This window comes from Aeromonas molluscorum 848 (assembly GCF_000388115.1).
Lineage (GTDB): Bacteria > Pseudomonadota > Gammaproteobacteria > Enterobacterales > Aeromonadaceae > Aeromonas > Aeromonas molluscorum.
Genome location: NZ_AQGQ01000122.1, coordinates 1 through 11,911, shown reverse-complemented (window position 1 = coordinate 11,911; position 11,911 = coordinate 1). Strand labels below are relative to the sequence as shown.

Sequence of the window (11,911 nt, the reverse complement as noted above, 5' to 3'; positions counted from 1 at the left end):
GTAGCGACTCTCCCCCAGCCGCTCCCTGAGCCGGCCCCTGTGGGCCTGGGCAAAACAGGGATAGAGATGCACCAACGCGAACAGCAACACTCCCAGGATCAGCAATATCATGGCGACCTCCTTGAATTCCTGGCAACACTATGACTCAAACGGACCTGATGGCCTATCGAAACAGCCGTCAGCAGGGCGGGGATGGGGGCAGGAAAGGGCAGATAAAAAATGCCGGCCGGGGCCGGCATTGAAAAACGCCGTACCAGGAGATACGGCGACGGGATCAGCGCGTCATTTGATAGAGAGCAGCCACATTTCGGGAGGTCAGCGTCAAATTGGTGCTGGCGGTTTGGAGGGCCTCCGGCAGCGACATGGCACGGTTGACCACGGCGAAGACGGCATCTATGCCGTGTTCGTGAACCACGCCACAGTCATCGGTCAGGCAACCGGCGATACCGATCACCGGCTTGCCAAACTGTTTGGCGCAGCGCGCAACTCCCATGGGGGTCTTGCCATGAATGGTCTGGCTATCGATGCGGCCTTCACCGGTGATGACGAGATCCGCATCTTGCAGCACACAGGCCAGGTCCAGCGCCTCTATGACGATCTGGATACCCGGCTTGAGCTCGGCCCCGAGCAGGCCGACCAGGGCGGCGCCCATGCCACCGGCGGCGCCCGCCCCCGGCAGTTCCTTCACCTGCTTGCCGAGGGCCTGCTCGATGCAGTCGGCGTAGTGAGCCAGATTGGCGTCCAGCTGCTGCACCATCTCGGGGGTCGCCCCCTTCTGCGGGCCGAACACGGCGGAGGCGCCTTTCGGGCCGCACAACGGGTTGTTCACATCGCAGGCCACCTCGATGACCAGCTCGCTCAGGCGGGGATCCAGCCCGCTCAGATCGATGGTGGCCAGCTCGGCCAGGCCGGCACCACCCAACTCGATGGCAGAGCCATCCGCTTTGAGCAGCTTGCCGCCCAGGGCCTGGATCATGCCCGCGCCGCCATCATTGGTGGCGCTGCCACCTATGCCAAGGATGAGGTGAGTCACCCCCAGATCCAGGGCGGCCAAAATCAGCTCGCCGGTACCGAAGCTGGAGGTCAGCAGGGGATTGCGTTGCTCGGGGGCCACCAGATGCAAGCCGGAGGCCGCGGCCATCTCGATGACGGCACGCTTGCCGTCCCCCAGCAGACCGAGGAATCCCTCGACCCTGTTACCCAGCGGGGCCGTGACCAGGGCGGTCACTATGCGCCCATCGGTAGCATCGACCAGAGAGCGCACCGTGCCTTCACCACCATCGGCCATCGGCAGCTTGACGTAAGTCGCATCGGGAAATACCTGCTTGAAACCCGCCTCTATGGCGTCGGCCACTTCCATGGCACTCAGGCTTTCCTTGAAGGAGTCAGGGGCAATTACAATTTTCATATCCATTCCTTAGGCAACGCCAAATACGCCGAACATCAGGGTAGAGACCACTGCAATGGTCAAACCGACTGCCGTTTCATAGGGAATAAGCTTCAAGCGCTCGCCGACGCCCATGTGGACACTGCCACCTGTGGCATGGAAGAAGGAGCCATGAGGCATGTGGTCGAACACGGTGGCACCGGCGTGGATCATGGCGGCACCCGCCAAGCCACTGATGCCCAGCTCGAGCAAGGTTGAGCTGAAGACATTGGAAGCCACCACAGTCCCGGCCGTGGTCGACGCAGTCGCCAGGGACATCAAGGCGCCCGAGATGGGGGCCAGCAGGTAGGAGGGCAGACCCGAGGCGGTCAGACCGCTGATCAACACATCTTTCAGACCCGAGTTGGCGATGATGCCCGCCAGGGTGCCGGTCCCCAGCAGCATGATGGCAACGGGGGCCATACGAGCCAACCCCGAGACGGCAAACTGGTTCACCTTGCTGAATTTACCCATCATGAGGGCTCCCACCAGGCCACCCAGAGGCAGGGCGATGAGCGGATCCACCACTATGCCTGCCACTGGGCGCAGGGCCAGCAGCAGGATGGCAACCAGGGGGGCACTGATGGCGGCGGCAAAACCGGGCAACGAAGCCTTGTCGACGCTGACCACCTCCTCGGCGGTGACCCTGCTGCCTTTGCTGTTCAGACGCTTGGCCAGCCAGTAGGCCATGACCAGGCCGAAGATACCTGGAATGATGCCGGCCGCCATGACGGAGGTGAGGGGCAGATGGAAGGCATCCGCCGCCGCGATGGCATTGGGGTTGGGGGACATGACGTTACCCGCCTTGCCGCCACCTATCATGGCAAGCAGTATGGCTGGCTTGGAGAGATCGGCGCGCTGGGCGATGGCCAGCGCTATGGGCGCCACTGTGATAACGGCTACGTCCACAAAGACGCCAACCGCAGTCAGGATCAGAGTCGCCAGGGCCAGGGCCAGCAGGGCCCGAGTCTCCCCCAGTCTCTTGATGATGGTCTCGGCGATGGTGGTGGCCGCCCCCGATTCAATCAAGACACCAGCCAGCACACCGGCGGCCAGGATGCGCATCACCGCCGTGGTGATGCCCTGAGCACCACCAATCATCAGGGCGACGGTCTGGGTCAGATCGGCGCCACCGATCAGCCCCCCCGCCAGGGCACCGACTATCATGCCGTATGCGGGCGGGACCTTCCTCAGGATGAGAAAGATGGCGATGATCAGCGCCGCTAGGGCGCCGATGGCGGTAACTGGGGTCATGACGGGCACCTTTTTTAGTTGTGTGGGGTTCAGGTGCCGTCATTATCGGGAAATCAACCGGGAATGCTTTGTCATAAATTACAAATAAAGACATTTAAATACCGAGTTATCTGTTGATAATAACAAAGTCACTCACCGAGACTGAAGCCGAGATAGAGTAAGAACTTGTCATCTAACTTATTGATATTTAATCCTGTTATCTGCTCAACCCGGGTCAGTCTATAGCGCAGGGTATTGGGGTGGATGAACAGCAATTCCGCGGTACGATGCAGATCACAATCCTGCAAGAAATATTGACGCAGTGTCTTGTGCAGGACGCCCTTGTTGTCCTGTTTCGCCAGGGTGCGCAGGGGAGCCAGCAGCTGAGTCGCCTGCCAGGAGTCCGCCAGACTGCCGAGCAGCACCGGCAGGCGGTAATCCTCGAAGAAGTAGACCTGTTTTCGCGGAGCCTGGCGGCGACCCCGACGCAAAGTATCCCGGGCGGTCTGGTAAGAGCGTGCCAGACCATCGATGCCAGGGAAGTAATCCCCCACCCCGATGCGCAGCCGAAAATCCGGGATCCGTGCCAGCAACTGCTTGATACGAGTGCGCTCCTGGCTCGATTGCCAGACGCCATCGTTCAGTTGAGCCGGTTTTAGCACCACTATCTCGTCCAGCCCATTGATGGCCACCAGATTGTCCCGCTCCGGATATTCGAGCAGCTGCACCAGCTCCCGCAATCGGGCAGGATCCCCCTCCTCCAGGGCCAGCACGGCCACGACCCTGGGCTGCGCCAAGTCCAGCCCGAGAAAATGGGCCGCCTGTTGCAACTGATCCACCCGCCCTTCCCCCCGGATCAGCTGCAGCACCAGCTCCTCCTTGTGGCGCTTGTCCCACTGCAACTGCTCGGTGAGGGCTGCCTGTTCGAGGATCAGCTCCGCCGTCATCCGCACCAGCTCGGCATAAGCACGAACGATGTCCGGGTCGCCGGAGATGCCGATGACACCGACCAACACCCCTTGATAGGCGATGGGCAGGTTGATGCCGGGCCTCACCCCCTTGAGCTGCTGGGCGGTCGCCTCACTGATCTCCACCACCCTGTTGTCGGTCAGGGCCAGCACGGCCCCTTCATGACGCTGATGAAGACGATCCGGGTTGCCGGAAGCAATGATCAACCCCTGCTCGTCCATGACATTGACGGAAAAGGAGAGGATTTTCATGGCCCGGGTCACGATCTGGCGGGCAAGCTGCTCATTCAACTGCACGATAAGCTCCTGTGGATGACTTCCCCGGGGATGGCCTGAGTGCATCCATTGTCACATCATCAAGACAAGCGAGGGGGGGATCGCTAGAATAGGCCACTTTACTCGATGTGAGCCTCCAGATGGTGCCCGAATTGGGGTGCCAATGCGGTTCCCATCCTAGCGCCAAGCTAACGAGAACCTCTTTTATGGACTATGAATTTCGACGCGATCCCTTCGGTGGCTATCGCGCCCGCTTCTCCATGGGCCATGAGGCCATAGGCCAGTGGCTTATCGACGAAGTGGGCAAGGATGAGGAGAAGCTCGATGAGCTCTTCGGTGTCATCGACCAGCTCTCCAATCGCACCCTGATGGAGTACAAGATGCTGGGCGGCGACTACTCTCTGCTGCTGACGATGGAAGAGGCAGAGGTCAAGGCCAATGTCCTCAACATAGCGCTGGATGAGGATCTCGACGACCTGGCCTACTACGATGATGAACAGCTAGCCATGTGCGGGCTGGAAGACTTTGCCCAGGTGCTCACCTCCTGGCGCGCCTTTATCCGTAACGAGGATATGGGCTGAAAAACCGATCAAGGGCGAGCGTGCCCTTCGCAACCCAACAGGATTGACTATGTCTATTTACGATTTTGATGACGAATTGCCGGAAGAAGAAGATCAAGAAGAGAGTGGCAAGAAGCCTGCCGCCCCCGCCAAGAAGAAGGGCAAACAGGTAATGAACACCCAAGTGAATCTGAGCCCCCGTGATGCCAGCCGCTTGAATGGCATGCATATCGAAGCCATCTCCACCCTGGACGATGTCAGTCTGCCGAAGAACGTCATCTTCAAGGCTGGCCTCATCGCGCTGGGCGAGCTGGCACCCACCAAGCGGGCCGACATCATTGCCCGTGTGATTGCAGAATCCGGCCGCTAAGCCGCATGCTGCTCTCGCGAATGAAAAAACCGGCCAGGGCCGGTTTTTTATGGGTGGCCTCTTTTTGCGGCCATAGGTATCCCCCTCTCCTGAGTCCGTAATCAAACGCCTCCAGCCCGGTCTCTATAGTTGTCTATATCACTGTTTGCCCCGCTCACCAGAGGTGTCGCCATGCCCCGCATTTTCCGCTGCTTTGCCCTGATATTGGGTGCTAGCTCGGCCACAACAGGTGCCGCCAGCCTGATCATCGAGAATGGCCTTCCTTCCCCTCTGATCGGTTGGTCCGAGAAATCCTTTCATGGGCACACCCGCTATAGCGAAGTCGAAGATGAAGGGGGCATGGTGCTAAGGGCCGAGGCCGATGGCAGTGCCTCCGGCAAGTTTCTGGAACGCACCATTGATCTGAACAAGACCCCCATCATGAGCTGGCGCTGGAAGGTGGCGGCCCTCACCAGCGGGCAGACAGATGAGCGCAGCAAGGCGGGGGATGACTACCCGGCCCGCCTCTATCTTGTGGTCAAACGCGGTCTGTTCGGCCTCTCCAGCAAAGCCATCAACTACGTATGGTCTGCTCATCAACCAGTCGGCAGCCACTGGCCAAATGCCTTCACCGAGCAAGCCATCATGCTGAGCGTGGAGAGCGGCCCAGCTCATGCCGGGCAATGGATCAGCTACCGACGTAATGTCCGCGCCGACCTCGCCCGCCTGCTGGGAGAGCCGATCGACCAGATAGACTCCATCGCCATCATGACAGACAGCGACAACGGTGGCGGCCGGGCCACGGCCTGGTACGGAGACATTCGCTTCTCGGCCAAATAGGCGAGTCAACCTTGCCAGCCGCTCCCCTGCCGGTTCAAGAACTGACCATGACACTTGTCCCTGCGATGAAGGCAGGAGCCATTCTTGTCTTCTCCTCCCATCCCTTGCTATGCTCTGCGCCCTTTTATTGCGCTGGAACCCGGATTTGTCTCTCCCAACCGATATCCTGATCTGGGCCCTGCTGGCAGGCAGCACAGGTCTGACCCTGGCCCGGCAGTGGCGGGCAGGCGCCCTGCTCCTTGTGCTTTGTCTGTTGGCCGCCCTGCTGATGGAACGCCTCACCCCCTTCGCCCTTAGCCTGGTCACAGGGGGGCTAGCCCTGGCCTGCGGCCTCCATCGCCTGCCTGAACCTTATCGTCCCGCCGCCCGAGCCCTGGTGCTGATCTGGGCATTGGCACTCATGCTCCACCAGATCCCCGGCTTCGATAATCTAAAGGTACTGGACAAGGTGCTGACCGGCCCGGCAAGCCAGCCCTTCACCCTCTACCTGAATCTGGATAAACCCCTGGCCCTGTTCGGTTTGCTGCTCGCCTGGCGGGATCTGCTGGGACCCGGTGGCAAGATACGCTGGCGCCCGCTGCTCCTGCTTACCCTTCCCCTTGCAGGCTTGCTATTGGCGGCCTGGGGGTTGGGCGCTCTCAAACCCGAGGTGGGCCTGCCCAGCTGGTGGTGGCTGTTTGCCCTCAATAACTTGCTGCTCACTTGCGCCTCGGAAGAGGCATTGTTTCGCGGCTGCCTGCAACAGCGGCTGAGCGAGCGCTTCACCCCCTTGGCGGGCTTGCTGGTCGCCAGTGGACTCTTTGGTGTCGCTCATCTGGCCGGTGGCCCGTTACTGGTGGGGTTCGCCGCCCTGGCCGGGGTCTGCTACGGCTTGGCGTTTAACTTGAGTGGCCGCCTGAGCGTCGCCATCGCGATCCATTTCCTGTTCAACTTCGCCCATCTGGCCCTGTTTACCTACCCTCTGGCCAGCCGCTGATCCCGGGCGCCCCGCTCGGGGTGCCCCTGTTTGCCCCTTCCCCTGTCAATATGACGCGACCCGCGTTCATCTGCTCTTGACCGCATCCTGTTTGCGCTATTTTGCCAAGCCAGAGTGGTGATTAATTGACCCAAGCCAAGATAGTGTCATCTTTGCCCCATAGAATGAGCCGGTCACCATCATAAAAATAAAAACATAACTATCAGTTGCTTGGCTCATTCAGGATGCTCACATGACAACAACCCAACGGGAGGGGGAAATACACTTCCCCGACCACTTATCGCTGATCTCGACCACGGATCCCGCCAGCCACATCACCTATGCCAACCAGCACTTCTGCGAGGTGGCCGGTTACGACGCCGACGAGATGGAGGGGGCACCCCACAATCTGGTGCGTCACCCCGACATGCCCAAGGCCGCCTTTGCCGACATGTGGCAACGGCTGCGCCAGGGCAAGAGCTGGATGGGGCTGGTGAAAAACCGTGCCAAGACTGGCAACTTCTACTGGGTCAACGCCTACGTCACCCCCATCCTCAACGAACAGCAGCAGATCATCGAGTACCAGTCGGTGCGTACCCGCCCGAGCGAGCACGACATTGCCTGGGCGGAGCAGCTCTACGCCCGCATCCGGGCGGGCAAGGCGCTGCCCTGGCTCAGTCGGCTTACCCTGGAACCGGGTCAGCTCACTCTGCTCCTCTGCGGCACGGCCCTGCTCACCCTGCTGACGGCCATGGTCAGCGCCAATCCCCTGTGGGGAGTCATAGGCGCAGCGGCACTGCTGGCCCAGATGATCCACGGCTGGCGCCTGCAACAGCGACTCAACCGGCTGGCCACCACGGCGGGCGAGGAGATGGGCACCCCGCTCTGCCAGGTGCTCTACACCAAACGCCGAGATACCCTGGCGGCCCTCGAGCTGGCCCTGCGCATGAAGCGTGCCGAGCTCAAGGCGGTGGTGGGGCGCAGCGCCGACACCAACCAGCAGATCCTGCAGGCCGCCGAGGATGACAGGGGCAATATCCAGACCATAGACACCCACCTGCAACAGCAGCGGGCCCAGAGCGAGCAGCTGGCCGCCGCCATCACGCAAATGAGCCAGTCGATCCGCGACGTGGCCAGCAGTGCCCATCAGGCCAATGCCCTGGTGGGCGAAGTACAGCAAGTATCGGCCGAGGGATTGCAGGCGCTGGCGACCACGCAATCATCGGTCAATCAGCTTCATGAGGAGCTGAATGCCAACCATCAGGTACTGGCGCAGCTGACCGGCGACAGCCAGAAGATCAGCGGGATCCTGGCGGTGATCAGCCAGATCGCCGATCAGACCAACCTGCTCTCCCTCAATGCGGCCATAGAGGCGGCCCGGGCCGGTGAGCAGGGTCGCGGATTTGCGGTGGTGGCCGACGAGATCCGGGCCCTGGCCCAGAAGACCCGCAGCTCCACCGGCGAAATCAACGAGATGATCCAGGCGCTGCTGCAGACCACCCGCCGGCTGGCCGATGGCATGACCCAGGGGGCCCAGACCTCGGAGCGCTGCCAGCAGCATGTGAGTACCACCGCCGAGGTGCTCAATCAAATCAACCACATGCTGACCCAGGTCACCCACACCAGTGACGAGATAGCCCAGGCCGTCAGTCAGCAGGCGGATGTCACCAGCACCCTGGATCATGGCATCCACCAGATCCACCAGCTGGCCAGCCACACCGCCGACAACAGCAGGCAGGCCCTGGACGGCATCACCCTGCTGGTCGAACGGCTGCATGCCCTCTCCCGCCTGATAAACCAGTTCCGCCACTGATCGATACCCGGGGTGTGCCAGTCGGCTGGCGTGAGATACCCTAGAAGATGAGCCGCGGCTCACCAGCGAGATCAGAGGCGGCGAGAGTCGTTCGCCGAGCGTCTCGCCAATCTGGGTGAACTGGCGTCGCAGTGGATGATTGAGAGGAAGAGCCTGACCCGGTGCCAGGGGGCCCCGGCACCGCTGACCCGTGAGGGTGAACAACGGGCCCGAGCTGGCGCCGCGACTGTTTGCCCGCCAGGGGAGCATGGCTCCCGAGCCCCGCCGTACCGGAAGACGGCACTTGACCAGTGCCGGCGCGATCTCTTCATCCTTACGCAGGAAAGCCCTGGGCATGAGAGGGCCCTGGGACGTTGCAGTGAAAAAGGGCCCGCTGCGGGCCCTTATTATTGCTCAAGCATGTCAGGCCAGCGGGTAGCTGGCCGCCAGGCCATTTTCACAATGCCAGTTGGCCCACAGTTTGCCATCGCTGCCCATCTGCAAGGTGGCGAAGTTGCGGGTGCGCAGATAGACGGGGGCACCGAACGGCTTGATGAGTTCGGTACGGATCAGCCGGCTCTCGTCGAGATACTCGGGGTCGTCATTGGTCATGGCGAGGATCCCCATCCACTGGAACTGGGTGGGGCAAGGGTGCACTATGCCGGAGGAGACCAGCTGATGCACATTCATCACCCCCTTGCCCACTCGCCTGTCCTGGATGACCCCGAGGCAGCCCACGTGCACATCCCCGGAAAGGATCAGCGTCCTGGAAGCCCCCTTGTCGACCTTGCGCCGCTGCTGGGCATTGTCCAGCAGCCGCATGATCAGCCGGGCCCGCTCACCCTCGTGGGCCTTGGCGCGCCAGTGATCCTTAAGATCGTCGGTCAGCTCCTCCTCCCAGGGGGTGGCATCCAGCGCCGCTTCGGTGAAGGAGAAGTCCCGATAGACCACGGGCACCCCCGCCATGATCAGCAGGTGCCCCTGGCTGCAACCAGCCAGTGCCTGATTGACCTGATCCCACTGTCCCCGGCTCATCACCTGGGTCTGAGTGCGGGTCGCCCTGTTGTCCAGGGCCAGGATCTGGTAGCCCCGAAAATTCAACAGCCAGGAGTGATGGGTCAGCTTGGCAGGATCCAGCAAGGTGCCATTGACCCCCGAGCGCAGCTGGAACAGCCGGAAATACTTGGTCGCAGCGGCGTAAATGGCCTGATAGACCTCGCAGCCCTGCAAGTCGGCGGGATAACTGCCCCAGCCATCGAAGATGTCGTGATCGTCCCACATCATGGCGCTGGGCACCCGGGCCAGCATGGTCGCCACCTCGGGGCGGCCCCACTGCTTGCAATAAAGCTCGCAATAGAAGCGATCGAGCTGCTCCACCATGGTGCGGGTCGCCTTGCGTTTGACCTTCTCCACCCTGTCCAGCTCATTCCAGGCTTTCAGGGTCGGCACCGTGGTCCAGAGCGAGTCGGCATAGACTTGATCGCCTCCCATCAGCAGCAGGGAGAAGGGACTTGCGCCGTGCTCGGCGGCCAGCTTGTCCCACATGGCGTAAGGTTGGGGGGTTGAGGTGAGCAGTTTGAAGTCGGAGAAGCCATTGCAGGAGGCATAGCCAATCAGCACCTGATCTTTCAGGCCAGGCAGATGAAACTGCCATTGACTGGCACCGGCAAGATCCTGAACCGGCACGCCATCCAGCAGGATCTCGTAGTCGATGGTGCTGGTCTTGACCTTGGCGGGCGCAGACCAGATGGCTCGCCAGAAGCCGCCTTTCGGAGTATCAGCCTGCTTGCTGGCGGCCAGCAGCTTGCCATTTACCCTGACGCTGGCGCCCTTGCAGTCCGCCCCTGCAAGAAAACAGATGCTGTACTGCGTCTCCGATTCAAGCCCCAGCAAGGGGCCCATTACCAAGGTTGTCATCGCTTATCTCTCCATGAATTCACTCACGCAGCATAGCGAAACAGGCCTCTTTTCATACTGACCAGCTGGGCGCCCCACCTCAGGCGGCGAAGAGGGCGATCACGCCTTGTCCTTGAATTGCGTGACGTTGCGCTTGTTGGCGGTGCGCCGGTCATGACCACACTTGTCACTGGCCGGAGCAACCTGGTTGAAATTGGCTCACACCTTGCCTTTGAACTGCTTGACGCTGCGTTTGTTGGCGGTGCGACGATTCGCCTGCTTGTCGCGAGGCGCGCGCTTTCCCTCGCCGCTGGCAGGCTGGTCGGTTACCGCAAAACCAGCCAGGTCGCTCAGGGGCAGATCACGCCCGGTCAGGGTGCGAATGGCCGCGAGCATCTCGGCTTCACCGTGACAGACCAGCGACATGGCCAGCCCCTTGCGTCCGGCGCGGGCGGTGCGGCCGATACGATGCACATAGACGGGAGCGCTGGCGGGCAAATCCAGATTGATCACCACCGGCAGCGCCTCCACATGGATGCCGCGCGCCATCAGATCCGTAGCCACCAGCACCCGCACCCTGCCCGCCTTGAAATCGGCCAACCCCTGCTCCCGTACTCCCTGATCCTTGTCACCATGCAGGGCCACCACAGTGATCCCCGCCTTGGCGAGTTTTCGTGCCACCCCGTCGGCATCGTCCCGGGCACTGATAAAGACCAGCACCTGAGGCCAATCCTGCTCTTTCAGCAGGGCAATGAGCGCGGGCACCTTGCTGCTCTTGTTGACCAGGTAGAGCCGCTCCTCAGTCTCGCTCACCAGGCTGTTGCGCGGGCTCGCCTCGATACGGACCGGCTCATGCAGCAATCCGGTCGCCAGACTCTCCAGCTCGACCGGCAAAGTGGCGGAGAAGAGCAGGTTCTGGCGCTGCGCAGGCATTGCATTGATCAACCACTGGATGTCGGGCCAAAACCCCATTTCCAGCAGGCGATCCGCCTCGTCCAGCACCAGATATTTCACGCTGCCAAGCCCCAGCAACCGCTGGGCCAGCAGATCCCGCAGCCGCCCCGGGGTCGCCACCAGCAGTTGCGGCCCCTGCGCCAGCTCGGCCTGTTGCAGCTCCTGCGCCACGCCGCCGCACAGGGTAAGGGTGGCGAGCCCCAGGCTGGCGGCCAGGGGAGTCAATGCCTCGGTCACCTGAGCGGCCAGCTCACGAGTCGGCACCAGTATCAACCCCTGTACCCGATCGGAGGTCGAGTCCAGCCGTTGCAGCAGCGGCAAGCCAAACGCCAGCGTCTTGCCGCTGCCGGTCTGGGCCAGCGCCAGCAGATCCTGGCCAGTCAGCGCGGCCGGAATGGCCAGCTGCTGGATGCGGGTCGGGGTGTGCAAGGTGGCCGGCAGGGCAGCCAGCAAGGCAGGATTGAGATCAAGTTCGCGAAAGGTCATGGCGCTACAAGGAAAAAGAGGGGGATGTGAAGTCTAACCAGCGGCGCAGCATAAGTAAAAGCAACCCCCTGTGGCGCCTCAAATAGTCATTAGAAAGCAACGAACGGAGCCAATTAATATTATGCGGCAGTTATCAATTTGTATTAAAGTTTGTGGGTTGTTAACTCAAGGAGCTA

At 61.5% G+C, this 11,911-nt stretch carries 11 protein-coding genes; 5 read left to right on the top strand and 6 right to left on the bottom strand.

What is annotated here, in order from left to right; all coding sequences use genetic code 11:
• The 4 genes from G113_RS21120 to G113_RS14745 form a co-directional block, all read right to left on the bottom strand.
• On the bottom strand, nucleotides 1–111 hold a 111-nt coding region (locus G113_RS21120), incomplete at its 3' end, for an NnrU family protein (RefSeq protein ID WP_005905693.1).
• Nucleotides 112–274: 163 nt separating this feature from the next.
• Nucleotides 275–1,408, bottom strand: coding sequence for a glycerate kinase (locus tag G113_RS14755; protein WP_005905691.1), 1,134 nt, complete (start codon nucleotides 1,406–1,408; stop codon nucleotides 275–277).
• 9 nt (nucleotides 1,409–1,417) lie between these two features.
• The gene (locus G113_RS14750; RefSeq protein WP_005905689.1) at nucleotides 1,418–2,680 is read right to left on the bottom strand and encodes a GntP family permease; all 1,263 of its coding nucleotides are present in this window, start codon (nucleotides 2,678–2,680) and stop codon (nucleotides 1,418–1,420) included.
• 128 nt (nucleotides 2,681–2,808) lie between these two features.
• Nucleotides 2,809–3,924, bottom strand: a complete 1,116-nt coding sequence (locus G113_RS14745) for a sugar diacid recognition domain-containing protein (protein WP_005905688.1) — start codon at nucleotides 3,922–3,924, stop codon at nucleotides 2,809–2,811.
• Between the two features lie 185 nt (nucleotides 3,925–4,109).
• Here G113_RS14745 and G113_RS14740 point away from each other — a divergent pair, with 185 nt between their 5' ends.
• From G113_RS14740 to G113_RS14720, 5 genes are all read left to right on the top strand, one after another.
• On the top strand, nucleotides 4,110–4,484 hold the full coding sequence (locus G113_RS14740; protein WP_005905687.1) for a YacL family protein: 375 nt from the start codon (nucleotides 4,110–4,112) through the stop codon (nucleotides 4,482–4,484).
• A gap of 49 nt (nucleotides 4,485–4,533) precedes the next feature.
• Nucleotides 4,534–4,833 (top strand): hypothetical protein, encoded by a 300-nt coding sequence (locus tag G113_RS14735; RefSeq protein WP_005905686.1) that lies wholly within the window; start codon nucleotides 4,534–4,536, stop codon nucleotides 4,831–4,833.
• 171 nt (nucleotides 4,834–5,004) lie between these two features.
• Nucleotides 5,005–5,652: a DUF3047 domain-containing protein gene (locus tag G113_RS14730; protein ID WP_005905685.1), complete on the top strand. Its 648-nt coding sequence runs from the start codon at nucleotides 5,005–5,007 to the stop codon at nucleotides 5,650–5,652.
• A 109-nt stretch (nucleotides 5,653–5,761) separates the two neighbouring features.
• The gene (locus tag G113_RS14725) at nucleotides 5,762–6,628 is read left to right on the top strand and encodes a CPBP family intramembrane glutamic endopeptidase (protein ID WP_051106613.1); all 867 of its coding nucleotides are present in this window, start codon (nucleotides 5,762–5,764) and stop codon (nucleotides 6,626–6,628) included.
• Nucleotides 6,629–6,860: 232 nt separating this feature from the next.
• On the top strand, nucleotides 6,861–8,420 hold the full coding sequence (locus G113_RS14720; RefSeq protein ID WP_005905683.1) for a methyl-accepting chemotaxis protein: 1,560 nt from the start codon (nucleotides 6,861–6,863) through the stop codon (nucleotides 8,418–8,420).
• A gap of 402 nt (nucleotides 8,421–8,822) precedes the next feature.
• On the opposite strand, the gene G113_RS14715 is transcribed toward G113_RS14720, so the two are convergent.
• On the bottom strand, nucleotides 8,823–10,316 hold the full coding sequence (locus tag G113_RS14715; protein WP_005905682.1) for an alkaline phosphatase D family protein: 1,494 nt from the start codon (nucleotides 10,314–10,316) through the stop codon (nucleotides 8,823–8,825).
• A 198-nt stretch (nucleotides 10,317–10,514) separates the two neighbouring features.
• Complete coding sequence (locus tag G113_RS14710) at nucleotides 10,515–11,735, bottom strand: DEAD/DEAH box helicase (RefSeq protein WP_005905681.1); 1,221 nt, start codon at nucleotides 11,733–11,735, stop codon at nucleotides 10,515–10,517.
• Nucleotides 11,736–11,911 lie beyond the last annotated feature (176 nt).